This is a genomic window from Termitidicoccus mucosus (assembly GCF_038725785.1).
GTDB lineage: Bacteria > Verrucomicrobiota > Verrucomicrobiia > Opitutales > Opitutaceae > Termitidicoccus > Termitidicoccus mucosus.
In genome coordinates this window covers 3,126,246-3,148,891 of sequence record NZ_CP109796.1, presented here as the reverse complement: position 1 = coordinate 3,148,891, position 22,646 = coordinate 3,126,246, and the positions used below count along the sequence as shown (strand labels likewise).

The 22,646-nt window shown below is 62.3% G+C and carries 25 protein-coding genes; 19 read left to right on the top strand and 6 right to left on the bottom strand.

What is annotated here, in order from left to right:
* The 3 genes from OH491_RS11140 to OH491_RS11130 all read left to right on the top strand — a co-directional run bounded on the left by OH491_RS11140 (position 1) and on the right by OH491_RS11130 (position 3,042).
* Positions 1-1,272 carry a protoporphyrinogen/coproporphyrinogen oxidase gene (locus OH491_RS11140; RefSeq protein WP_068771341.1) on the top strand — a complete coding sequence of 424 codons (1,272 nt, stop codon included), beginning with the start codon at positions 1-3 and terminating at the stop codon, positions 1,270-1,272.
* A gap of 38 nt (positions 1,273-1,310) precedes the next feature.
* Positions 1,311-2,201, top strand: a complete 891-nt coding sequence (locus OH491_RS11135) for a hypothetical protein (RefSeq protein WP_145928914.1) — start codon at positions 1,311-1,313, stop codon at positions 2,199-2,201.
* Between the two features lie 67 nt (positions 2,202-2,268).
* Positions 2,269-3,042, top strand: coding sequence for a hypothetical protein (locus tag OH491_RS11130; RefSeq protein ID WP_145928915.1), 774 nt, complete (start codon positions 2,269-2,271; stop codon positions 3,040-3,042).
* Between the two features lie 241 nt (positions 3,043-3,283).
* Here OH491_RS11130 and OH491_RS11125 read toward each other — a convergent pair whose 3' ends face one another.
* The gene (locus OH491_RS11125; protein ID WP_068771342.1) at positions 3,284-4,801 is read right to left on the bottom strand and encodes a 6-hydroxymethylpterin diphosphokinase MptE-like protein; all 1,518 of its coding nucleotides are present in this window, start codon (positions 4,799-4,801) and stop codon (positions 3,284-3,286) included.
* Positions 4,802-4,838: 37 nt separating this feature from the next.
* Positions 4,839-6,536, bottom strand: coding sequence for a tetratricopeptide repeat protein (locus OH491_RS11120; RefSeq protein ID WP_425429194.1), 1,698 nt, complete (start codon positions 6,534-6,536; stop codon positions 4,839-4,841).
* Between OH491_RS11120 and OH491_RS28185 the strand changes: the two genes are divergently transcribed.
* The gene (locus OH491_RS28185; RefSeq protein WP_425429193.1) at positions 6,537-6,734 is read left to right on the top strand and encodes a hypothetical protein; all 198 of its coding nucleotides are present in this window, start codon (positions 6,537-6,539) and stop codon (positions 6,732-6,734) included.
* Between the two features lie 182 nt (positions 6,735-6,916).
* On the opposite strand, the gene OH491_RS11115 is transcribed toward OH491_RS28185, so the two are convergent.
* Positions 6,917-7,156: an energy transducer TonB gene (locus OH491_RS11115; RefSeq protein WP_068771344.1), complete on the bottom strand. Its 240-nt coding sequence runs from the start codon at positions 7,154-7,156 to the stop codon at positions 6,917-6,919.
* Positions 7,157-7,772: 616 nt separating this feature from the next.
* On the opposite strand from OH491_RS11115, the gene OH491_RS11110 reads away from it, so the two are divergent.
* Positions 7,773-8,543 (top strand): sensor histidine kinase, encoded by a 771-nt coding sequence (locus OH491_RS11110; protein ID WP_084442373.1) that lies wholly within the window; start codon positions 7,773-7,775, stop codon positions 8,541-8,543.
* A gap of 698 nt (positions 8,544-9,241) precedes the next feature.
* Entirely contained in the window at positions 9,242-9,754 is a 513-nt protein-coding gene (locus OH491_RS11105) for a hypothetical protein (protein WP_145928916.1), read from the top strand.
* Positions 9,755-9,791: 37 nt separating this feature from the next.
* On the opposite strand, the gene OH491_RS11100 is transcribed toward OH491_RS11105, so the two are convergent.
* From OH491_RS11100 to OH491_RS11090, 3 genes are read right to left on the bottom strand one after another with little or no spacing between them, the layout of a single operon-like run.
* Positions 9,792-10,316, bottom strand: a complete 525-nt coding sequence (locus tag OH491_RS11100) for a chemotaxis protein CheD (RefSeq protein WP_068771646.1) — start codon at positions 10,314-10,316, stop codon at positions 9,792-9,794.
* Between the two features lie 23 nt (positions 10,317-10,339).
* Complete coding sequence (locus OH491_RS11095) at positions 10,340-11,443, bottom strand: protein-glutamate methylesterase/protein-glutamine glutaminase (RefSeq protein ID WP_068771347.1); 1,104 nt, start codon at positions 11,441-11,443, stop codon at positions 10,340-10,342.
* On the bottom strand, positions 11,440-12,279 hold the full coding sequence (locus tag OH491_RS11090) for a protein-glutamate O-methyltransferase (RefSeq protein ID WP_334319466.1): 840 nt from the start codon (positions 12,277-12,279) through the stop codon (positions 11,440-11,442). Before OH491_RS11090 ends, OH491_RS11095 begins: the two co-directional genes overlap by 4 nt.
* 238 nt (positions 12,280-12,517) lie before the next feature.
* Here OH491_RS11090 and flgB point away from each other — a divergent pair, with 238 nt between their 5' ends.
* From flgB to OH491_RS28175, 13 genes are read left to right on the top strand one after another with little or no spacing between them, the layout of a single operon-like run.
* A complete protein-coding gene (gene flgB, locus OH491_RS11085; protein ID WP_342751021.1) occupies positions 12,518-12,865 on the top strand; it encodes a flagellar basal body rod protein FlgB in 348 nt (115 codons plus the stop codon).
* A 14-nt stretch (positions 12,866-12,879) separates the two neighbouring features.
* Entirely contained in the window at positions 12,880-13,296 is a 417-nt protein-coding gene (gene flgC / locus OH491_RS11080) for a flagellar basal body rod protein FlgC (RefSeq protein WP_068771350.1), read from the top strand.
* 53 nt (positions 13,297-13,349) lie between these two features.
* Positions 13,350-13,697, top strand: a complete 348-nt coding sequence (gene fliE / locus OH491_RS11075; RefSeq protein ID WP_068771351.1) for a flagellar hook-basal body complex protein FliE — start codon at positions 13,350-13,352, stop codon at positions 13,695-13,697.
* Positions 13,698-13,722: 25 nt separating this feature from the next.
* Positions 13,723-15,276: a flagellar basal-body MS-ring/collar protein FliF gene (gene fliF, locus OH491_RS11070; protein WP_068771352.1), complete on the top strand. Its 1,554-nt coding sequence runs from the start codon at positions 13,723-13,725 to the stop codon at positions 15,274-15,276.
* 30 nt (positions 15,277-15,306) lie between these two features.
* Entirely contained in the window at positions 15,307-16,329 is a 1,023-nt protein-coding gene (gene fliG / locus OH491_RS11065) for a flagellar motor switch protein FliG (RefSeq protein ID WP_068771353.1), read from the top strand.
* A gap of 15 nt (positions 16,330-16,344) precedes the next feature.
* Positions 16,345-16,947: a FliH/SctL family protein gene (locus OH491_RS11060; protein ID WP_068771354.1), complete on the top strand. Its 603-nt coding sequence runs from the start codon at positions 16,345-16,347 to the stop codon at positions 16,945-16,947.
* An 8-nt stretch (positions 16,948-16,955) separates the two neighbouring features.
* Positions 16,956-18,266 (top strand): FliI/YscN family ATPase, encoded by a 1,311-nt coding sequence (locus tag OH491_RS11055; protein ID WP_334319467.1) that lies wholly within the window; start codon positions 16,956-16,958, stop codon positions 18,264-18,266.
* Between the two features lie 26 nt (positions 18,267-18,292).
* Complete coding sequence (locus OH491_RS11050) at positions 18,293-18,715, top strand: flagellar FliJ family protein (RefSeq protein ID WP_342751020.1); 423 nt, start codon at positions 18,293-18,295, stop codon at positions 18,713-18,715.
* Positions 18,712-19,332, top strand: coding sequence for a MotE family protein (locus OH491_RS11045; protein ID WP_068771357.1), 621 nt, complete (start codon positions 18,712-18,714; stop codon positions 19,330-19,332). Before OH491_RS11050 ends, OH491_RS11045 begins: the two co-directional genes overlap by 4 nt.
* Positions 19,333-19,346: 14 nt before the next feature.
* Complete coding sequence (locus OH491_RS11040) at positions 19,347-21,002, top strand: flagellar hook-length control protein FliK (RefSeq protein ID WP_068771358.1); 1,656 nt, start codon at positions 19,347-19,349, stop codon at positions 21,000-21,002.
* Positions 21,003-21,028: 26 nt separating this feature from the next.
* Positions 21,029-21,466, top strand: coding sequence for a flagellar hook capping FlgD N-terminal domain-containing protein (locus OH491_RS11035; protein ID WP_084442412.1), 438 nt, complete (start codon positions 21,029-21,031; stop codon positions 21,464-21,466).
* A 39-nt stretch (positions 21,467-21,505) separates the two neighbouring features.
* Complete coding sequence (locus tag OH491_RS28180) at positions 21,506-22,507, top strand: flagellar hook-basal body protein (RefSeq protein ID WP_425429192.1); 1,002 nt, start codon at positions 21,506-21,508, stop codon at positions 22,505-22,507.
* Complete coding sequence (locus OH491_RS28175; protein ID WP_425429191.1) at positions 22,504-22,596, top strand: flagellar basal body rod C-terminal domain-containing protein; 93 nt, start codon at positions 22,504-22,506, stop codon at positions 22,594-22,596. The genes OH491_RS28180 and OH491_RS28175 overlap by 4 nt, the downstream gene beginning before the upstream one ends.
* Positions 22,597-22,646 lie beyond the last annotated feature (50 nt).

Sequence of the window (22,646 nt, the reverse complement as noted above, 5' to 3'; positions counted from 1 at the left end):
ATGATCTACGATTATCTGATTATTGGTGGAGGCATCTCGGGCGTCAGCATGGCGCGACTGTTGCAGTTGTCCGGAGTGGAGAGCATCTGCCTGCTAGAAGCCGGTTCGGAGGCGGGGGGGTTGTGCCGCACGCGGCGGATCGGTCCGCATGTGCTTGATACCGGAGGCGGTCATTTTCTGTGTACGAAATTTCCAGAGGTGCAGAATTTTATTTTTCGCCATTTGCCCCGGACGGAATTCAATGTTTTCCAACGTGTGTCGCGAATCGTCATTGATGGCTGCGAGGTGGACTTTCCACTGGAGAGCAACCTCTGGCAACTCCCATCCTCGCTTTGCGCAGAATATCTGATCAGCGTGGTGCAAAACGGAGAGGCACGGGGGCTCCCGCCGCCGGATCATTTTGAGTCATGGATTCGTTGGAAACTGGGCGATCTCATTGCCGAGCGTTACATGCTGCCCTACAATCGAAAGATATGGGGCGTGCCCGCAAGCGAGATGGATATCGATTGGCTCCACAAAATTCCTCGAATAGACGTAAGACGGATTGTCGAGGCGTGCCTAAACCGGGAGTTTGGCCGAGAATATATGCCATCGCATGCCGAGTTTTATTATCCGGCATCGGGTGGTTTTCAGCAGGTGTTTGATGCCATTGCCAAACCGGTGGACAAATTTGTGCTGACAGATTGCCCAGTGACGACAATCGAACGAGAAAATCCTGGTGGAGTGCTATGCGTCAACGGTCGGTTTCGCGCCCGGACGATCATCAACACGGCGCCTTGGCCGACTCTGATAAGATCCCCGATTTTCAACGAGGAAGCGCGGCAGGCCATTGGCCGTCTGCGGCATACGCAACTGGTCGTCTCTCTGCATGAGGACGCTTATGAAACAGACACACACTGGCTCTATGAACCAGATGAACAGTTGCCCCGTCATCGCAGCTTTTTCATTCACAATTTTGCGCCGCGCAGCGCCGCAAACGGAATTTTCAGAGAGACAAATCTGCAGCGTTGGCAGGCCGGACAGGGAGAGATCCATGCAGAAATTAATCCGTTTGCCTATCCTGTCCCGTCACGCGGCTGGGCTGCCTCAGTGATGACTGTGCTCAACCACCTGAGGCCGTTTGGCGTGCATGGGCTGGGGCGGTGGGGACAATGGCAATATTTCAATGCGGATGTGTGCATATGGGAAGCGATGCACCTTGCCGACGAACTCGGGCATCCACAATGGCGCGCAGGGATGCAATCGCAGTCATCCCCCATTTTGTCTGTTTAGCCTCCTGTATTATGCTTCAAGCACCTCCTGACGTCTGTGTGCTGGTCGCCGACTGGGGAATCGGCGACCACTACATTGTTGCAGGATTGGCGGAAGCAGTTCGGGAGCGTTATGGTCTCCGCGTCTGGATGGCTGGCAAGGCCAGACTGTCTTTTCTCAGCGGTCTCTTTCCAAAGGCGGAGCGATATCTGGACTGGCCGACCACGATAAAACCATCGACAATCACGACTCCGGTGATTCGGGGCGGGGCATTTTATTATGCTCACTTTCCGGGCTTGGAACTGATGCGCGCTGTCGGTTATGGCGGGTTTCATTTTATCGACGCATATCGCTGCCGTTTAGGACTTACCCCACAGGCGACATTAAGCACGGCCCTGCGACCTTCGATGGCCGATGTCGCCCGGGCCACTGATGCATTGAGGGCATGCGGGTTCGATCCAGCTACCACGATTCTTGTCAGCACGACAACAACAACAACACCCACAAGTGGCATTGAGGAATCATTCTGGCTTGATCTAAGGAGTGAACTTGTCTCCGCAGGATTGAGAGTCGTGCTCAACGCGGCACTAGGGAGCCAACCACCTCCCGGATGGGAATCCATGCAAATTGCGCTTCCAGATGTGCGTGCCACGGCGATGGCCTGCGTGGGCGTTTGCAGCTTGCGCAGTGGCTTGTCCGATCTGTTATGCGATCTTCCCGTGCCACATGTTGTGGTGTATCCGCAAGCTCCTTATTGGTCGGGATTGTTGCAGAAAGGAACAACATTTGCCCGTTACAATCTGGCGCATCCTCCTTGGGAATTCGTGGTCACGCCATCATCGGCCAGATTGCTGGCCAAAGAAATAGCCGTTCTCTTCCAAAATCGGAGACCGGATGCTGATAGGCGAATGTATGAGCAAACGCGGGGGGGAATGGGGCCTGATTGCTGAAGAGGGATTCTTAGGACAAATTTTTTAAGGATAGGTTGAACTTCAATCGGAAAAACATTTTTTCATCATGCCACCGCCATATCGCAACCCACACTGGAACACTTTTGCAGGAATCCCTTATGCTTTGGCTGGCCCAGTTGGATTCGCTCCCGCGCAATGGGTGGCAACTCATAAACTGGCTAACGTTCCCGCCGGTGCCATACCGCTTCCAACGACTCAAATATGCCGTACAACTGTGCGAGCGATCTGCCGGAACCCAGCCAACCCAGTATTATTTGGTTATGTCTGCGCCATGGCATGGGGCGCTCAAGGTGCGGGACTCGGTGGTGCTGGCCATGTCGTTAAGGCGTGGGCCAATCACGCGCAAATTATACCAAAGCTGACTGCACTTCGCAGAGGAAACATGACAAGATGCCAAGCCTACAATCTATTTTGCGGCTGTGGTAGGGTTTGCGGTCTTGGCCCTGCCTATTTCACCAAGCTGCTCTATTTCTTTAGTCCAACGCCTGATTTCTATATTATGGATCAGTGGACCGCAAAGTCTGTTGACTTGCTAACAGGTAATTGGGTAGTGCGCATGGCGGGAAACGCGGTGGCGAATTATAATAAATGTGGCAACTACAAAGCATACTGCGAAGAAATAGATCATATTGCTGGACAACTCGGGGGCGGTATCACCGGTGAGCAAGTGGAGGAAATGTTAATGTCGAAAGGAGGATATAATCCTTGGCAATGGCGGAGCCATGTTCGTAATAATTGGCCCATCCATAAGCCGGTTGGCCGCTACAAGAAGAGGAGCGTGCACGCTAGTTATCCTTATATTCCAATGATTTGCTTTTGATGTTCGTGCCTAGCCGACTTCGTGTTTAGATCCTGTTGAAAAAATAGGATTCGTCTGGCAAAAAATTTTTCGAGGATGGAGCGATGACTCCAAATGCGTGCCGCTTGGCGACGAGATTGGCTGGAAGATGCCAGATTTCAGGCATCCCACGTAACGCTTTGCAGAGAGTCCACGACAGGCGTTGGAATTGGCCACTATCATGTCATGAATCTTGCGAAACTTGACAGACACTACCTCTTGCTCACCCCGCTCCGGCGAGTTCGCTAAGCTCCTCGCATTCGTCGATCAGTTTTGTCCAGAAGGCGATATCGCCTTCGATGGGAGGAACCAGATGAGGCATGAGCTTGAGCGCAAAGGCCCCCATGGCTCGGCCGAATCCTTCATCCACCAACAGCAGGCGCAGATGACCAACCGCCTTTTCGGGTCCGCCTTGGGCCAGTGCTTTTCGTATCGAGGGAAGCCGCTCGCGTCCCAGGGCGGCGGATCGTCGCAATGCTTGGAGCGCAGCTTGCAGCAGGCTGTCATTCCGATCGACGGATGTCTCATCCAACGCGCGAAGCGCGGTTACCTTGGGCTCGTCTGGCACGGCCACATCAAGTCGAAAATTGTCTGGCTTAACCAACACTGTGTTGCGCAGGCGGGCACCGCGGTCGTTCACGTTGTGCACGAGTCCGGGCGGCCAGTCGGCTAGGCGTGCATCCAGCGCACGCCAGTCTCCGATGACATGGGTCGGCACCACTGCGGAATAATTGCCGGGCACTGTCGGCATTCGGAGCGAAGCGTTGAAGCCGGAGTTAACATAGAGTCCGCCATCCGCGTCTTTCGTGTTGCGCCGGGACGGCTCGCGTGCGTCCAGCGCCAGGTCCATGCCGAACAGGTAGATCGGCTCGCATCCGAGGAATCTCGCGAGTTGCAAGGCCGTGGCCCCGCAATTTTCTACTGCAGCCACGGGTGTGCCGGCAACCCCGAGCGAAGCCAGCCAGTCGAGCGTGATCTGGCGGCCGGACAAAAAGTATCGTTTCCCGGCATCCGCCCTTTCGCTCCATGCGGGAGGGCTTATCGCCGACAGGATGGTCCGGTCCGGCGTCCATGCCCCCTCCTCTGGCAGACATTTCTCGGGGGTTTTGGCCACATCAATGGATACCGCGAAATCCGCCCGCACTCCATGCCGGGCCAACGTGCGCAGTGCCGAATCGGCGGCCAGCACCACCGCGCGATCTGAAATCCCGGCCAGGGCGGTTGCTGACACATCGAGCGAAGGACCGGCACCGCAAACCACGGCCGGGTATCCACCCAGGCGTCCGGCCCAAGTGGAGGGGAACCGGGATGCCAGATACGCCCTCATGTTGGTCAGCAGATGCTGCTGCCACAAAAAACCATCCTGCTGGCGCGTGAACCGTGCGCGGTGGTGGGCTTCAAGCGCCAGCCGCACCTCCCGGATGAGCGGTTGATATGATGCGTGCTTCTCGGCCATCGCATCCGTGGCGATAAATAATGAGGGCATGCGCCGTGGATTTCGGGCGACGAAGCGGTCAATGGCCTGTTCCAGCATAGCCGGATTCAACCGATCCGTCCGCACGACTTCGAGGCTTGTGCCCCGTGGGACATGCAGGGCGGGGTCACTCTCTGTTTGCGTCAACCAAAGCACGGCGCGGAATGGCAGAAGATCGGCCTCTCGCATCGTCGATTCTCCAATCACCACGGCTGTAGTTGCGCCTGAATAGGGAATCTGAAGATAAGCGTCCTGCATTTTATCCATGCATCGTTCTTTTTAATATGGATTTGAGTGTCGCACACTATGAAACACTGGAATATTTCTCGATCTCACCAGCGTGGAGCCTGGCTTCCCAGCATTGGGCGAGGGCATCCGCGAAGCGGGCGGACTGGCCGGGGTGATCCATCAGGGCGGAGCGGCGCATGTCGTCGCGCAGGCCGGTTGAGATTTGGCGCAGGGTTTCGTGGTCGGACGCAAGGCGAGCGGCGATCCTGACATAATCCGCCGGCGTTTCCGCGATCCATTCGGAATGTCCGATGGCGGCGAGCAATGAGCAGCCGACGCGCGCGGCGTGACGGTCGCCCGCGAGCGTCACCACCGGGCGGCCCATCCACAACGCCTCGCAGGTCGTCGTGGTGCCATGATAGGGGAACGTGTCGAGCGCGATGTCTATGCCGGCATAAAGGTCGAGGTGGGAGCGGGTGCTGGCGGTCCGATCGAGCATATCGATGCGCGTGGACGGAAGCCCCGCCTTCTCCATGCGCGCCAGCATGCGCCGGCGGACATCCTTATCTTGCAGGTCGCGCCCCTTGATCAGCAGGCGAGAGTCCGGGATGGCGGCGAGCAATTCGGCCCAGACCGCGAACATGCGGTCGGTGAATTTCACCGGATTATTGAAGCAGCCGAAGGTGATCGGACGACCGGAGGCGGCAGGCGGCGGGACAGGCTCGGGAGCGGTGGCGGGAGGCTGATAGGCCCAGGCGGTCGAGGAGAAGCGGACGAGTTTTTCGGTGTGACGCCGGTCGGCATCGCCCGGCGGATCGGCGATCGCGTCGGTGAGGCGGTAATCCATCGTGGTCAGCCCCGTGGTGTCGGGATAACCGAGATAGGTGACTTGGACTGGCGCGAGGCGGCGTGCAAACAAGGGCAGCCGGATGCTCATCCCGATATGCCCGCTGAGGTCGATCAGGATATCGGGACGGTCGGTCCGGATCGTCTGGACGATCAGCTGGGATGGCAGGCCGATGAAGTTGCGCCAGACGCGGGCCAGGGATTTCAGCCGTGCGGTGAAGGAGTCCTCACAAAAGTGATCGTGATATAAAAACAGCTCGAAGCGCGCCGGATCAAGATGCCTCAGCAACGGCTCGATAAAATACACGCAGGAATGCTCCCGCAGGTCGGGGGAAAGGATGGCGAGACGGAGCGGGCGGTCCTTGATTACGGGAGGCGCGGGAGCAGCCGGCGCCGGCGAGGATTCGAGCAGTTTCCCGTAGGCGACGTGTTCCTGGAAAAGCATCCCGGGGTCGATGCCGTCCATATTTTGCAAGGCGTAGAGCCGGTAGCTGCGGGCGTCGAGGTTGGACGGCTGCGCCTTGATAAAGGCATCATAGTCCTGCAGGGCCTCCTCGATGCGATAAAGCTTGTGCAGGCATTGGGCGCGGCCAAACCGCGCCTTCACAAAGGACGGATCGACGGCAAGCGCCCGTTCGTGGCATCCCAGTGCCTTGGAGAGCTGCCCGAGCAGTGCGAGCGTAAGGCCGTAATGATACCAGCCGTCGGGAAACTTCGGGTCCGTTTCCACCGCGCGCTCATGGAAGGGCACGGCCTCGTCCAATTTTCCCTGCATGACGAGCGTGTGGGCCAGGGCATTCCAGCCATCGGCGCGGCCGGGCGTGCCTTGGGTGATTTGCCGTAGCATGGATTCCGCTTCCTTGAACCGCTGGACGGAATTCAGGGCCGCGGCCAGCCGGATGGCAATCGGCGTGGACTTCAGGTCCAAATGCAGCGCGCGCCGGAAATGGGCGATGGACTCGACATGTTTTCCTTGAAGAGAAGCAACCTGCCCGGCGAGGTCGGCGATGAGCGAAAGGCGCGGCGCGCCGACCGCCAGCTGTCGCAAAATGGCCTCGGCCCGCGCCAGCTGCCCATGCTGCACATGCGCGATCGCTTCATTGATGCGAGTCTGGATTTTGGATGATGAATTCAATGAAGTGATACAAAAACCCACCGGGACACTTGATTCCGGTGGATGGATTCCAGCGATGGAAGGGACGGCAAATAATGCCGGCAGGCAAACAGGCGAGCCGGCTTCAGCCGTTTGGGAAACGCAGCTTGCCGGCTCACTTCATGCCTGAGGCCGCATTATGCGGCATCAATTAATTATTCATCAACCTTGAAGTGAAGCGGCAGCATGACTTTTTTGGCCACCGGGGCGCCGTTTTCTTTCGCGGGTTTGAATTTCCACTTTGACACCGCTTCCAGAGCGGGAGCTGAGAAGGCCGGGTGAGTCGTCTTGACCACCGATGCGTCCTGGACGTCGCCCTTGTCGTCGACAACGCAGCTCACTGTCACAATACCCGAAATGCCTTCCTTGCGCAGGTCCTCGGGGTATTTGGGCATCACGGATCTCACCAGAACGGGAGGTTCTGCCTTGGTATCCGGCCGGAGTGTCGATGGACCCAGCATCAAAAGGCCGAGCAATAAAAAAAGATAACGATTTCGCATTATGATTCATCTTCTAATCGGCCAAACGCATGCATGCTTTAGCAACTTCGAGCATGGGCGCGTGCCGCGGGGCGCAGGCATGTGCAGATTGGCGGAAGAGCATATGGAAATGCCTTGCACTAGCCTTTTCCCGGCACGAGGGGCGGTTGAAGACGCAATATTATAACGTATGGGAAAGCTTTATTGTATCCATTTGTCAGATGATTGCACCAGCATGCAGGCATTTGAATAAAGTGGATGCGCCCCCTTCACTATATAATGACATGGCCTTGTTATTAGAAAAATAAAAGCAGATCAATCATGCTGCTTCTAACCCGGGATTTCGAAAAAAGTAATTCGAATAACCGAACGCGCCATCTAGTAAGGTGTCCGCTATGGATTTTTCCCACGAGCAGCAAGCGGTAATCTTGTTTCCGAAGATTATTCCGGCTGGCTACCCCTTATCCATCGAACATTTCCTGCCGATAGCAAGGGTGTTTTGTTAACAGTGTCTTATCATGTCGCAGGCAGCATGGCACCTCCCGTCGTGAACAGCACTTCCAGCAACAGTCCACATCCACCAGTTCAACTTATGTTATCAAGTCACAGCAGGGACACTCTCGCGTCGTCGTTCAGCGCCGCGCATCCAATTGCCAAGGAACAGAACGTATTTGTGGCGCAAGCGGCGCGGGCGTTCGCACATGATATCGCCACCCCGCTCCAATCCCTTTGCCTTCTGGTCGATGCCTCCGACAACGGCCGCCATATACCGCCCGATTTCTTTCATCAGCTCAACCAATGCACGCGTTATGCAATGCGGCTTGCCCACACTTGGATGGAGCTTACGCCTTCTTCGCCGCCGCAGTCGGTGGAGCTTGACACGCTTGTATCGGACGTGGTCCAGATCTTTTTCCCCCAGCACGCCTTCATCGACATCGCGGCGGCACCGGCGCCCATCATAGGCTGGGATCATCTTCTCAGCCGGCTCGTGCAGAACCTAGTGCAAAATGCCATTACCGCGGGAGCGTCGCGCATCCGCATCTCCGTGCATCCCGGCAAGGATCAAGGCGCGTGCCTGATTGTCCGGGACAATGGCCCCGGATTTACTCCGCAGCAACTGGCCAGCCTTCGTCGAGGGATTTTGCGTTCATCCAAACCGGAAGGTGGCCTGGGGCTGAGGATCTGTGAGATCATCGTCGCCCACCACTGCGGCCATTGGACCTGTTCCAGCCAGCCGGGCGATACGCGGTTTATTATCAATCTGCCTCCTTACCCGCATTTTGGGGAGGAACCGAAATCCTGAGGGATCAAGGCGTCCGGACATATAAAAAATGCATTTCGGGCGCGGCGGGGCCGCCCTGTGTCGTCCGCATTCGCCTGATGGCGCAAAGAAGAAGTGTGATAATAGAGAGTATTGAGGAAGCGCAGGCGGAACAATGTAACCCATTGGGTTGCATTGCCTGAAGGGTTTGGCAGATTTGGGATGATCGATTAGATCACGACATCATCTGGGATATTTTATTGTCGTGCTGCCCATGATTTCTGGTGCCCATTCGACCGCAAGGATGGGATAAAACTGCAATTCCAGAGGGAGGGCAGGCCGTCGCCTGCATGAATACGCTGGATTTTCCGGCGGGGGATGGCGGCAATATCGGTAAAATTTTTTATAAATAACCCGAAATCAGGATTGGAAGGGGAAAAAGATCGCGAATGTGCCGTATGACTTATTTTAGCAATTCGTTTCCAATCGCAGTCATATTGTTTCCGACCAATGATGGATTTTCTTCCCCGAACGAGGCATTTTCATGCTATATTATTGCAAGACGATCACCACGGCAGGCGTTCATCCATATGGCAGGATATAACTCAAATCATTTTCATGTAATGATTTGATTAATATAGAAGATTATAATGATTATCACTAGGGAAGTTCTGGACGAAATCATTCGAGAGCTCGAATGTCAGGTTGCAGGAAGAAAAATCTTCCTGAGAAGGCATTGCATGTTTCCCCACATCCGATTGTCCAAGATGGTTGCGCGCACATTTGCCACGATCATATTCTGCCGTTTTGGTGAAAAATGGAAGACCGCGTTGAAACGCATCAATTCCATGCAGATGGAGATTGTGGACCGGCTTGAGTCCCGGTTCTCGAGGGCGCGCACGGAGCACGAGGTCCGTTTCTATCATGGGCTTTCCTGGACTTACAGCCACGTGGCGCAATCGCTCATGGCCCGGGAGGACGCGGAGTTTCTTTCTTTGGGAAATGGTGACGCGCGGCGCGGGATGCCATCGGGGTCGCAGATAGCGCAATGGGAGGATTATATTCGCCAGAATTTCAGCGCATGGTCCAGCTATGTCATTCAAGGGGTGTACTTTGACCGGTATATCGAGCAATTCATCCTGGAGGAGGAAAGGAAAGTTCACGTCCGGCAATACGCCCACAGAAAGCCGCGCCGCGTCCCCTCTGGCATGCGCCGCAATAAAGTGCAGCTTATGGAGTTGAGCGGCGTCTGAGGATGGACTGGCCTTGCCTCCACTTCCGCCCCGCCGCTCAAAGCCCGAGCGAGACGTGGAAGGTTTGGGCGGGGTGCTTGATCGCAAGCAGGCCGGTGGACAGTTCGAGGTGGATGGTGCGGTTGGTGACACCGCCCAGATCGTGGCCGGACACGCGGGCGCCCCGGCGTGCAAGCATGGTTTGCACGGCCTCACTGTTGCGTTCGCCGATGCGAAAGGTATCGGGACCGTCGAGCACGCTGGCGCCTCCGGCCAGAAATATCCTGGAACGGAAGCGGTCCACCTTGATGCCCATCAGCGCATCGAAAAGCGCGGGCAGGCCGGTGTTGGCAAACATGGCCGGTTGCCGGGCGGCCTTGGCCGGGGCGATGGCCGAGTCGGGCAGCATGAGGTGAAGAAGCCCGCCGCTGCGGATGATCGGGTCGTAGATCACGACCGCGACGCAGGAGCCGAGCGCGTAGGTGCTGAGCGTGACCTGCGGGTTGTTGGCGACGGCCAGTTCCCCGACGCCGACGACGACGCGGAGGGGAAAGAGAGCGGCAAGCGAGGGTGATCCGGGCATGGCGGAAAACGATGCGGCGGCCATCAGGCGATGGCGGCGAGCGAACGCAGGATCAGCTCGGGCATCTCGTCCAGCGAGGCCTGCCGCTGGGCCGCGCCCAGTTCCCAGGCGGCCCGGGGCATGCCATACACGACGCAGCTCGCCTCGTCTTGCGCGAAGGTGACCGCCCCGGCCTGGCGGAGACGCAGCAGCCCCTCGGCACCGTCCTTGCCCATGCCGGTGAGCACGCCGGCGACGACGCGGCTGCCGGCTGCCTCGGCCGCGGATTTGAACAACAGATCCACCGCCGGGCGCTGGTGCCAGATGCGCGGCCCGTCGGTGACCTTGACGCGATAGCACCCTCCGCTCCAATGCACCAGCATGTGGTAGTTTCCCGGCGCGACCAGCGCGAGGCCGGGGACGAGCGGCTCGCCGTCCGTCGCCTCGCGCACGGTCAGGCGGCAGAGCGTGTTGAGCCGGTCGGCAAACGCGCGGGAAAATGTCGCGGGGATGTGTTGCACGATGGCGACCGGCGGCAGCTCCGCGGGCAGGCGGGTGAGGACATGGCGCAGCGCCTCGGTGCCGCCGGTGGATGCGCCGAGCACGATGAGGCGGCGGTCGGAGACGGAGGCGGGCGCGAGAGGGACGGGTTTGCGGACTGGCGCGGGCGGCGGGATCGGGTTTTGTACTGGCGGCGCCGCGCGTGGCGTCTCGGGCGTGCTGCCCGGGGGGAGCAGCGCCTTTAAGCGGGCCTGCGCGGCGGCTTTGACCTTGGCGAGCAGTTGCGGACCGATGTCGCCAAACGAATAGGGACCGCCGGGCTTGGCGAGCACATCCACCGCGCCCAGGCGCAGGGCCTCGATGGCCTGGTGCGAGCCGCTTTGGGTGAGCGAGCTCATGATGACGACCGGCATCGGGCGCTCGGTCATGAGGATGCGGAGAAAGGTGAGCCCGTCCATGCGCGGCATCTCCAGGTCGAGCGTGAGCACGTCGGGCTTCAGGCTGACGATTTTCTCGCGGGCAGCATAAGGGTCGATCGCGGTTCCCACCACGACGATTTCAGGATCCTGCGAAAGGGTTTCGCTGACGAGACGCCGCACCACGGCGGAATCGTCCACGACCAGCACTCGGATTTGTCGCGATGTCATCGGGAGAAAGGATTCGGGGTGCGATAAATGGCGGGACGGACCATCTTGAGAGTGTGACGGATGGTGGAAAGGCTTTCGGAATGTCCTACCAGAAGCCAGCCGCCGGGCACAAGCATCCGTGACAGCCGCGCGATCAATTCCTCCTGGGTGGCGCGGTCGAAGTAGATCATCACGTTGCGGCAGAAAATGACCTGGAAGGGCTCGTTGAACGGGAGCGGGCCGTCGAGGAGGTTGAGCCGGCTGAAACGCACACGCGAAGCGAGCGCGGGACGCACGCGGTGGTTGCCCTCCTGCGGGCCGTATCCGGAAGAGAAATACAACTTGGCGGTGTTCACCGGCATGCGGGCCACGGCCTGCGCCGGGTAGATGCCCTGCCGGGCCTGCTCCAGCACCCGGTGGGAGATGTCGGTCGCCTGGATGGACCACGGCCACGACGGCGCGGCGCCGAAGTGCTGGTCCAGCGTGATGGCGATCGAGTAGGGCTCCTCGCCGCTGGAGCAGGCGGCGCTCCACACGCGCAGCGCCGGCCACCGCATTTGCACGCGCCGTTCCTCGAGCTCGGGGAGAATCTGCTCCCGCAGCGCCTTGAAATGGGCTTCCTCGCGAAAAAAGAAAGTGTGGTTGGTGGAGATGGCGTCGATCAGGTTGCCAATTTCCTCGGCGCCCTCCGCGGTCTTCAGGAACTGGCAATAGGTGCCGATGGAGGGAAGCTGCCTGGCGCGCATGCGTTTTCCCAGCCGCGCGGAAACAAGCTCCTTTTTGTCGGGCCCGAGAGCGATGCGGCTGTGGCGATAAACGAGTTCACGGATGAAGTGGTAATCAGACGCTGAAATCACGATGGATGCTTCTGCTTATCGGCCGGTTTTCCGGTAAATGAAGAGGCTCCGCACAAGCGGCCCGGCAAAATGTGCCGGGCGGAGATTGATCCCGGGAGAAAATCCGAAGCGGCCATTCTGCGTGTTTTTTATCCAGCTATTATATAATACTATATGAGATTATTAAAGGCGCTGGCATCGTCATTGCTATAAGGGCGGGACCATGATCGAACCCATTTTCCAATCAGCGAACTATCAGATGGCAGGCAGGTTGTTGGACATGGCGGTGATCCGGCACGAGGCCATCGCCTCGAACATCGCCAACGCCGAGACGCCGGGATACCGCCGCGTGGACGTCGATCCGGATTTCGTGCGGGTGCTGCGCACCACGCAGGCCAAGATGGCGATGCCGGCGTCGGAGCTGGCCGCGTCCGTGGTGGCGGACCAGCATGCGCGCACGGTGCGCCCGGACGGCAACTCGGTGGAGATCGAGAACGAGCTGCTGGAGATGAGCCGCAACACGGTCGAATACGATTTTCTCACGGACGTGGTGAGCAGCCACATCAAACACCTGCGGACCGCGATCACCGGCCGCAACACCTCCTAGCCTTTTCCCCGCCCATGGACCTCATCCCCGGAATCGAAGCCACTGCGAGCGCGCTGGGCGCGCAGCGCACCCGGCTGGACATCATCGCGCAAAACATCGCCAACGCTCACACCACGCGCGGGCCCGACGGCCAGCCCTACCAGCGGCAGACGGTGTCGTTTGAGTCGGAGCTGCTCCAGCAGGCCGGCTTCACGGGCCCGTTGCACACGGTGCGGGTTGGCGCGGTCGCGGCGGACAAGTCGCCGGGCGAGCGCGTCTACGACCCGCAGCACCCGGATGCCGATGCCGGCGGCATGGTGACGATGCCGAACGTCAACCTCGCCTACGAAATGGTGGACCTGATCACGGCATCCCGCGCCTATGAGGCGAATCTCTCCGTGGCCAAGAACTCCCGCCAGATGGCCTTGAAGGCGCTGGAGATCGGGCGCTAGGCGCCGCCGGATTGTTCCATTAATAAGTATCCATTTATATAATACAATCAACCATGTCCCTGCTCGGCCCGATCTCACCCATTTCCTCCCAGATTCCGCTGGCGCATGTCATCGGCCCGGAAAAAGTCCCCGGCGCCGACCTGCGCCGGCTCGCGGCGGGCGCGCCGGCCACCGGCGCGGGGACGGATTTCGGCGCGGTGCTGGAGGGCCTGATTCGCGAGGTCGACGGGAAGCGGCAGACGGCGGAGGCGGCGACGCGCTCGGTGCTGCTCGGCGAGGGCGCGACGCTGCATGAGAGCATTCTGGCGCGGCAGGAAGCGTCGCTGGCCTTCAGCCTCATGATCGAGGTGCGCAACAAGGCGGTGGAAGGTTACCAGGAACTGATGCGCATGACCGTCTGAGGCCGCCGAACTTGATGCACCGCCGATGAAATCATTTGCACAGTCATTGCTCGCCTTGTGGCGGCAGCTAGGAATCAACCAGCGGGTGTCGCTGATTCTGGCGGCCCTGGTGGTCGTCGCCGTGCTCGCCGGGCTGGTGGCCTGGGCGCGCAAGCCCGATTACCAGTTGCTCTACGGCAGGCTGGGGGAGAAGGACGCCTCGGCGGTGATCAGCACGCTGCAGGAAATGGGCGTGCCGCACCGGATCGCGGCGGGCGGCTCGGCGGTGTATGTGCCTTCGACCGACGTGCACCGCATGCGCATGGAGCTGGCGGGCAAGGGGCTCCCGGGCGGCGAGGGCGTGGGCTTCGAGATTTTCGACAAGGGGCAGTTCGGCCTGAGCGACTTCGTGCAGCGCACCAACTACACGCGCGCGCTGCAGGGCGAGCTTTCGCGCACCATCTCCCAGTTCGAGGGCGTGGCGCGCGCGCGGGTGATGATCGTGCAGCCGGAAAACCGCCTGCTGCTGACCGACCAGGGCATCAAGCCCACGGCGTCGGTCTTCGTGGAGCTGTCCGCCCCGCGGCTGGGCGCGGAGGCGGTGGACTCGATCCGCAACCTCGTGGCCAACGCGGTGCAGGGCCTCGTGCCCGACCAAGTCGCGGTGGTGGACCAGAAAGGCCGCGTGCTGTCGGCGGAATTGAAGGACGACCCGGCGCTTTCCAATGCGTCCAGCCAGATCAAATACCGGCAGGAGGTGGAGAGCTATTTCGCGGGCAAGGTCCAGTCCATGCTCGAATCGGTGGTGGGCGCGGGCAACGTCGTGGTGCGCGTGTCGGCGGACATCGACACGGACCAGGCCACGCTCGTCGAGGAGCGCTTCGACCCGGACAGCCAGGTGGTGCGCACGCAGACCAACACCGAGGATGTCACCAATTCGCAGGAGGCGCGCGTCGGCGGCGTGGTCGGCGCGAGCGCGAACACGGGCGCCCCGCCGGATGCCGAGGCGGACCGCCCGGTGGTGTCCAACGACCAGACGCGCAAGAGCCGCACCACGTCCTACGAGATCAACCGCACGCTCACCAACACCACGCGCAACCCCGGGCGGGTGCGCGGCCTCACCGCCGCGGTGTTTCTGGCGCAGCGCACCGGGGGCGGCGCCGCGGCGAGAAACACGGAGGAGCTGGCCGGGTTGCGAGCCATCGTGGTCCGCGCGCTCGGCCTCAGGCCGGAGGCGGGGCGGAGCGTGGATGACATGGTGGCGTTGCAGGAAGTGCCCTTCAATGCGCCGGTGCCTTCCGATCTCGCGGGCGAGGCGGAGGGCGAGGCCGGGCTCCAGCGCTGGTTTGATATCGGCAGCCGTTACGTCCCGGTCGGGCTGGCGCTGCTGGTGCTGTTGATTTTTGTCTGGCTGTTGCGGCGGCAGCGGGTCGAGCCGGTGATGCTGGAGGCGCTGCCCGGCCCGGCGGCGGCCGAGGCGGCGGCGGCGCCCGCGCCGGCCGAGAAAATCACCCCGGAAATGCTCAACGAATTGATCAAGCAGAAGCCCGCGCAGGTCGGCGCGGTCCTGCGGGAATGGATGGCGTCGAAGAAAAACTAGAAAAACGGAACGCGTGACGCGCTGATCACCATGGCTGAAATCGACTACAAAAACCTTTCGCGCCAGCAAAAGCTGGCGGTCTTCCTCATCGTCATCGGCCCGGAGGCGGCCGCGGAGATGTTCAGGCAGTTCGAGGACGGCGAGATCGAGGTGCTGTGCCGGGAAATGGGACAGTTCAATGTCATCTCGGACGACGTGCGCGCCTTGGCGGTGGAGGAATTCCTTCCGCTGATCGGCGAGGGGCTGGCCTCGATCCTGGGCGGCATGCCGTATGCCAAAAGCACGCTTGAGTTGGCGCGCGGGGAAAGCAAGGCCTCGGCCATCCTGAACCGCGTGGGCGTGACCCCGGCCATGTCCTCGATGGACGTGGTGGCGGACATCGCGGAGATGGAAGGCCGGCAGATTTTCAACCTGATCAAGCAGGAGCAGCCCCAGACGATCGCGTTCATCCTGTCCTATCTCGACCCGGTGAAATCCGGCGAGGTCTTCGCCTTGCTCGGCCCGGAACTGCGCGAGGAGGTGCTCGAGCGCCTCGGCACCATCGACAGCACGTCGCTCGACCTCGTCGTGAAAATCGTCCGCAACCTCGGCCGCCACTTCGACCGCAAAAACGCGCCCGCCTTTCACCACAGCGGCGGCCCGCGCGCGGTCGCGGACCTGCTCAACGCGATCGACAAGGACGCCTCGAAGGCGCTGCTGGCGCGGCTGGAGGAGCGCAACAGCGAGCTGGGCGCGGCCATTCGTCACAAGATGTTCGGCTTCGAGGACCTGAAGCGCCTCACCCCGGCCGACCTGCAACGGGTGATGCGCGAGGTGGACGCGAACAGCCTGGCGATTGCCATGAAGTCGGCCAGCGAATCGCTGCGCACGCGCATCTACGAATCGATTTCCAAGCGCGCGGCGGAAGCGTTGCGCGAGGAAATCGCGATGCTCGGCCCCGTGCGGTTGCGCGACGTGGAAACCGCGCAGGACGAAATTATCCAGACCGTGCGCCACCTGGAGGAGGAGGGCTCGATCACCCTCGATGGCGGCGCCTCCGCAATGGTCGATTGACGCAACTTTTTCAACATGGCCTCTGCTGCTCCCTGTCTCATCCGTTTCGACCGTCCCTTGCTGGACGCGAGGGAGTCCGTCGGCCGCGCGGCGGCCGCCGCCCGCGCGGATGCGACCGCGGCCTCGCTGGCTGCGGCGCGGGAGGAGGGAATGGCCGAGGGCGCGCGGCGGGAGAGGGCGCGTGCGCAAGTGGAGATCGACGCGCTGGCCGCCCGCGTGCGGGCGCTGGAGACGGGCGTCTTTGCCAAGCTCGCGAGCCTGAACGACGACCTGCTGGCCCAAGTCCGCTCGGCGCTGCCGCCGCTGGCCCTGGAAGTGGGGCAGCGTTTGTTGGGCGAGTTCGTGCCGCCGGCCAAGGTGGTGAAGCGCGTCTGCGAGGAAGTTCTCGAACAGCTTCATCCCGAAACCGAGGATCTGGAGCTGGTGGTCGGCTCGCGGGACGCCGCCCTGCTCGAGCGCGTGCTGCCGGAATGGCAGACGCGTTACCCGGGCCTGAAACTGGCGGTGGATGAAACCCTCTCGCCGGGCGATTGCATGGTGCGCAGCCGCTTCGGCGTGGTGGACGGACGGCGGGCCGCGAAACTGGAGGCGCTGAAAAGCGAACTGACCGGCGCATGACCTCCGCAATGGAAACCTATGTCGATGAATTGCGCGCGCGGGTGCGGCGCGCCTCCGCCGTGCGCCGCCGCGGGCGCGTGGTCGCGGTTACCGGCCTCGTGATCGAGTCGGAGGGGCCGAATGTCGGGCTCGGCGACATCTGCATTTTGAGATCGGAGCGAAACCACTACCGGGGCATGGCGGAGGTGGTGGGTTTTCGCGGCGAGCGCGTGCTGCTCATGCCGCTGGGGGAGACGGTCGGGCTGCACGCTGGCTGTCTGGTGACGGCGGGCGATAATCCGGCGCTGCCGACGGCGGGGCCGCAGTTGCTCGGCCGCGTGCTGGATGCGCTGGGCCGGCCCTTCGACGACCAGGGGCCGGTGCCGGTGAGCGAAGCCGCGCCCGGTGCGGCGCGTCCGCCGCATCCGCTGCGGCGCAAAAAAATCCGCGAGCCGCTTCCCACCGGCGTGCGCGCGCTGGACACTTTCATCCCGCTCGGCTGCGGGCAGCGCCTGGGGCTTTTTGCGGGCTCCGGCGTGGGCAAGTCCACCCTGCTCGGCATGCTCGCGCGCGGCGCGGAGGCGGACGTGGTGGTGATCGGCCTGGTCGGCGAGCGCGGGCGGGAAGTGCGCGAATTTTTGGAAAAGGACCTCGGGCCGGAAGGCTTGGCCCGCTCGGTCGTGGTCGTGGCCACGTCGGACACGCCGGCGCCGTTGCGGCTGCGGGCGGCGTTTCTGGCCACGTCGGTCGCCGAGGCGTATCGCGAGCAGGGCAAGCGGGTGCTGCTGCTAATGGACTCGGTGACGCGTTTCGCGATGGCGCAGCGCGAGATCGGCTTGGCGGTGGGCGAGCCGCCCGCCACGCGCGGCTACACGCCGTCGGTGTTCGCGCTGCTGCCGCGGCTGCTGGAGCGGGCGGGCGCGGGCGAGCGCGGCACGATCACGGCGCTCTACACCGTGCTGGTGGAGGGCGACGACATGAACGAGCCGGTGGCCGACGCGGTGCGCGGCATTCTCGACGGGCACCTCGTGCTTTCCCGCGCGCTGGCCCATGCCAACCATTATCCGGCGATCGACGTGCTGGAAAGCGTGAGCCGCCTCAACCGCGACGTGTGCACGGCGGAGCAGGTGGAGATCGCCGGCGTCGCGCGCGAGCTGCTCGCGGTTTACCGGCGCAACGAGGATTTGATCACGGTGGGCGCCTACCAGAAGGGCGCGAACCCGGTGCTCGACCGGGCGGTGGCGGTGCGGGAGCCGCTGACCCGGTTCCTGCGCCAGCGCACCGACGAGTGCACGCCGCGCGACGAGGCGTTCGCGAAATTGAAAGGAGCGCTGGCATGAGGCGGTTTCGTTTTTCGTTGCAGTCGGTGCTGACGATCCGGGCGCTGGAGGAGCAGCGGGCGCGCGTGGCGTTCGCGGCGGCCGTGCGCGCGGCAGAGGCGGCGGAGCAAGCCCTGGCGCGCGCCGAAGCGCGCCTCGCGGAGTCGGGACGGACGCTGGAGGCCAGCCGCGCGCGGCGTTTCCGCGGCGGCGAGCAGTCCGCGTTTTTGCTCGCCTTCCAGGCGTGCCATGAGGCGGTCAAGCGCGCCCGGGCCGCCCTCGACCAGGCCAATGAAGCGCGGCGCCGGGCGCAGATGGCCTGGATGGAGACCCGCACCCGGCTGCGGTTGATCGAGCGCATGCAGCAGCGAGCCCGGGACGCCTACCGCCGGGAGTGCGACCGGCTCGAACAGGCGGCGCTCGACGAGTTCGCAACGGCGCGCGCGCATCGCGAGGCATTTGTCTTATGAAACGTTTCCCACTGCCATATTTGATTGCATCGCTGGCGCTCCTGCTCGGCGTGATTTCCGGGCTGGGGTTGTTCTGGCTGGAGGCGGCGCCGCTCGCGGTCGAGGCCGCCGCCACGCGCTCTCCCGCGCAGACGGCGGGGCAGAGACCGGAGAAACCCTGGGATTTCTGGACGGTCGAGATCGACAGCCTCGCCGCCGAATTGAAGGACGCCCGCGCGCTCCTCGCCAAGCGGGAGGAGGCGCTGCTGTTTCGCGAAAAACGGCTCGCGGCGGAGGAGCGCGAACTCGGCACGCTGCGGACCGAGCTGGAATCCATGCGCGCGGAGATCGACCGGCGCCTGGTGGAAGTCCAGGCGGGCGAGGTGAAAAACCTCCGCTCGCTGGCGCAAACCTACAGCAACCTGACGCCGAAGGCCGCGGTGACGCTCATGCTCGAACTCGACGATGTGATGATCGTGAAGCTGCTTTCGTTCATGAAATCGGATGTGACCGGCCCGATCTTCGAGGAGCTGGCCGTTGCCGCCGCAAAAGACCCCGCCCTTGCCAAGCGCATCGCGACCATCGCGGAGCGTTTGCGCCTGCTCAGCCCGGCCAAGGCGCCGGCCACCAGTTCCTGAAAAATTTTCACACCATGACCGTGTCGGCCAACATCCCTGTCCTGCCCGCCGAAATGGCGCCGCCCGCGCTTCCCGTCACGCCCGGAAATCCTGAAGCCGCCGGCGACGGGGGCGCAACCGCCCATGATGATTTCGAGGGACTGATGGAGCAGGTCGCGTCCGGGGAAAACGGCAGGCCGGCAGTGCCGGCCGCGACATCCGCCATCGAGGATGCGGGCGCGCCATGTGATGAGGATGCGGATGGCGTGGCGAAGGAGGAGGATGATTCTTCCGCGGAGGAAAAAAATGCCCCAATGATGCCCGGCCTGTGGATGCCCGGGGCCGTGGCGGATGATTCCGGTAGTCATGGATTGGATACATTGGTCGCCGGCAGCGGCGACGCCGGTGGCGATGATGGCCCGCAGGAAGGGGAGGCCGATTCCCTGAAGATGACGCCCGGACCGGAAGGGCGGGATGCGCGTGCGCGCCTTTTGCCGGACGCGGGCGCCCCGGCCATCGCGTCGGATTCCGTGATCCCGCGCGGAGAAACATTTGTGCACCGGATTTCGCGGCGCATGACGAATGCCGATGCCGGCGGGATGACGGAATTGCCGCCTCAGCCGGCGGCGGGGACGCCGCCGCTCCGTCAGGCGACCGGCGGCGCGGACGCCGGGACAATCCCGCCGGACCATGCCGAAATTCCGGACGGTTCCGAAATCCCGGCTGACCCGAAAATGCCCGCGCAGGCGGAACGTTTCCCCGCGGCGCAGGCCGGGATTCGCGCGGACGGCGTTGCCGTGCCGGATGCCGGCATGGCGCGGCAGCCCGCCCCCCTCATGCCCGCCGGCGTGGCGAAACCGGAAACCAATCTCGTATCCGATATTCAGATACATAATGAGGAGGACGGGGTGTGGCAGGACGAACCGGACAGCGGGGAGGCCGAACCGTCCGCCACGGTTGCCGTCACGCCCGACCGGGCGGCATATTTTGCCGGGCGGAATTTCGGTTTGTTGCGCGGCGCCGGCGGGCGGGCGGACGCGGCCGAAAATAATACTCCTGAACCTGTTGATAATAAGCATTTAGGAGGCAATGGGAAGCAGGTTGGCATCGAATCTGCGAAAAGCGCTGTCCACATGTCCGCTGATTCCGCAACCGCTTCCGTCCCGCTGCCCGGCCCCGCTGTCTCCGGCGTGCAGGGCGGCAATGTTTCGTCCGGCGTCGAGGCGGTCCGGCTCGTGGAGAAAGTGATCGAGGCCGCCGACGGCCTGGCGGGAACCCATCAGGGCAAGGTGACGGTGGAAGTGGATTTGGAGCATGCCGGCCCTGTCTCGGTGGAGGTTTCGCTGCGCGACGGGCAGTTGCATGCGGTGTTCCGCAGCGATTCGCAAACCATGCGGGAGTCGCTGGCCCTGGCGTGGCGCCAGCACGGGGCGCGAGCCGCGGATTCGGCCCTGCCTTGGGCGGAGCCGCAGATCGTCCCCTCGCGGCCGTCGGGTAATGGAAACATGGATACAGGCGGTTTTCAGGAGCAGGCCGGATTCCACTCCGGCGAGGAGCGGCAGCCGCGGCCGGGCGGGACGCCCCATGCCCCGGATGAACCGGGTCCGTTTTCACGCAAGAGAAAAGAGTCATCCCCGGAAATCACGACCGGCGAACGCACAAGGACGCGTCTTTTGGCAACCACCGCGTGACCGGCGGAATATTCGAATTTATTATCATGAGCACCATATCCGGCATTGCCCCCACCAGCGCAAATTCCACGGCCGACTCCACCGGGTCGGCAAGGGTGACGAAAAAGGAACTCGGGCAGGACGACTTCCTCGAGTTGTTGAGCGTGCAGTTGCAGAACCAGGACCCGCTCAGCCCGATGGACGACACGGCGTTCATCGCGCAGATGGCGCAGTTCAGCGCGCTTTCGCAAACCAGCGCGCTGGTCAAGGAAATGGGATACCTGCGCGCCGACGTGCAACTGCAGGCGGCGTCCACCCTCCTCGGCAAGGAGGTGACGGTCGCGACTGGCGACGGCACGATCACCGGCGTGGTGGACTCGATCCAGGCGGACTCGTCCAATGTTTACCTCGAGGTGGACGGAAAACTTTACGCCTTCGGGCTGGTGACAGGCGTCGCCGAGCCCTCGCCGGCGGCAACCGAATAACTTTTCATTCAACCCAACCCAAAAAAAAAGGAACACACCATGGCACTCATCGGCACACTCACCTCGGGAATCAGCGGACTGCAGGCTTTCACCAAGGGCCTCGAAGTCATCGGCAGCAACATCGCCAACGTCAACACCGTCGCCTACAAGGGCTCGTCCACGACCTTCTCCGACACCTTCAGCAACACCATGCAGAGCTCCGCGCCGTCGAGCGGATCGTCGTCGAACCAGTCCGCCATGCAGGTCGGCACCGGCGTGGCGGTGGGCCGGATCGCGGCGCGCTTCACCCAGGGCGGAATCGAGTCCACCGGCGTGCCCACCGATCTCGCGATTTCGGGCAACGGCTTTTTCATCGTCCGCAATCCCGTGGACGGCAGCCTCTTTGCGACCCGCGCGGGCGATTTCCGCAAGGACGACAACGGCTTCCTGGTGACCTCGGACGGCTATCGTGTGCAGGGTCTCACCGGCACGCCCCCGACGGTGGCCGGCGACATCCAGATCGGCGACCCGGCCGACCGCCCGACCGGATACTTCGACGGCACGCCCTACACCGGCGCGCCTGGCGACGTGCAGACCATCACCGCCGGCTCCGCCTACACGGATGCGGTCACCACGAAGACCTACGAGATGACGAGCTTCGCCATCGATGCGTCGGGCAATGTGATCGAGTCGTATGCCGACGGCAGCTCGAAGACCACCAACCGCGTGCGCCTGCAGGACTTCGCCGACCCGAGCGCGCTGGAGGCGGAGGGCGCGAACCTGTTCACCGGGTTCGAGGCCGCGGGCGCGCTTTACACCTGGACCGACGCCACCAAGGGGCTGCCCGGCGAGGGCGGTCTCGGCACGATCCAGGACTTCGCCGACCGAGCGCGCTGGAGGCGGAGGGCGCGAACCTGTTCACCGGGTTCGAGGCCGCGGGCGCGCTTTACACCTGGACCGACGCCACCAAGGGGCTGCCCGGCGAGGGCGGTCTCGGCACGATCGACTCGCAATCGCTCGAGTTGTCGAACGTGGACCTCACGGAAGAGTTCGCGAAAATGATCACCATGCAGCGCAGCTTCCAGGCGAGTTCGCGCATCGTGACGGTTTCTGACACCGTGCTGGAGGAAATCGTCAACATGAAACGCTGACCGCGGTGAAGACCCGGCGAGCACGTCACCAGCCCTACTTTTTTAAAGCC

Coding starts and splice junctions, on each gene's coding strand:
- OH491_RS11140 (WP_068771341.1), top strand. CDS start 1: ATGATCTACGATTATCTGATTATTGGTGGAGGCATCTCGGGCGTCAGC.
- OH491_RS11130 (WP_145928915.1), top strand. CDS start 2,269: ATGCCACCGCCATATCGCAACCCACACTGGAACACTTTTGCAGGAATC.
- OH491_RS11125 (WP_068771342.1), bottom strand. CDS start 4,801: ATGGATAAAATGCAGGACGCTTATCTTCAGATTCCCTATTCAGGCGCA.
- OH491_RS28185 (WP_425429193.1), top strand. CDS start 6,537: ATGCAGCGCGCGCCGGAAATGGGCGATGGACTCGACATGTTTTCCTTG.
- OH491_RS11115 (WP_068771344.1), bottom strand. CDS start 7,156: ATGCCCAAATACCCCGAGGACCTGCGCAAGGAAGGCATTTCGGGTATT.
- OH491_RS11110 (WP_084442373.1), top strand. CDS start 7,773: ATGGCACCTCCCGTCGTGAACAGCACTTCCAGCAACAGTCCACATCCA.
- OH491_RS11105 (WP_145928916.1), top strand. CDS start 9,242: ATGTTTCCCCACATCCGATTGTCCAAGATGGTTGCGCGCACATTTGCC.
- OH491_RS11100 (WP_068771646.1), bottom strand. CDS start 10,316: ATGCCCGGATCACCCTCGCTTGCCGCTCTCTTTCCCCTCCGCGTCGTC.
- OH491_RS11095 (WP_068771347.1), bottom strand. CDS start 11,443: ATGACATCGCGACAAATCCGAGTGCTGGTCGTGGACGATTCCGCCGTG.
- flgB (WP_342751021.1), top strand. CDS start 12,518: ATGGCAGGCAGGTTGTTGGACATGGCGGTGATCCGGCACGAGGCCATC.
- flgC (WP_068771350.1), top strand. CDS start 12,880: ATGGACCTCATCCCCGGAATCGAAGCCACTGCGAGCGCGCTGGGCGCG.
- fliE (WP_068771351.1), top strand. CDS start 13,350: ATGTCCCTGCTCGGCCCGATCTCACCCATTTCCTCCCAGATTCCGCTG.
- fliF (WP_068771352.1), top strand. CDS start 13,723: ATGAAATCATTTGCACAGTCATTGCTCGCCTTGTGGCGGCAGCTAGGA.
- fliG (WP_068771353.1), top strand. CDS start 15,307: ATGGCTGAAATCGACTACAAAAACCTTTCGCGCCAGCAAAAGCTGGCG.
- OH491_RS11060 (WP_068771354.1), top strand. CDS start 16,345: ATGGCCTCTGCTGCTCCCTGTCTCATCCGTTTCGACCGTCCCTTGCTG.
- OH491_RS11055 (WP_334319467.1), top strand. CDS start 16,956: ATGGAAACCTATGTCGATGAATTGCGCGCGCGGGTGCGGCGCGCCTCC.
- OH491_RS11045 (WP_068771357.1), top strand. CDS start 18,712: ATGAAACGTTTCCCACTGCCATATTTGATTGCATCGCTGGCGCTCCTG.
- OH491_RS11040 (WP_068771358.1), top strand. CDS start 19,347: ATGACCGTGTCGGCCAACATCCCTGTCCTGCCCGCCGAAATGGCGCCG.
- OH491_RS11035 (WP_084442412.1), top strand. CDS start 21,029: ATGAGCACCATATCCGGCATTGCCCCCACCAGCGCAAATTCCACGGCC.
- OH491_RS28180 (WP_425429192.1), top strand. CDS start 21,506: ATGGCACTCATCGGCACACTCACCTCGGGAATCAGCGGACTGCAGGCT.
- OH491_RS28175 (WP_425429191.1), top strand. CDS start 22,504: ATGATCACCATGCAGCGCAGCTTCCAGGCGAGTTCGCGCATCGTGACG.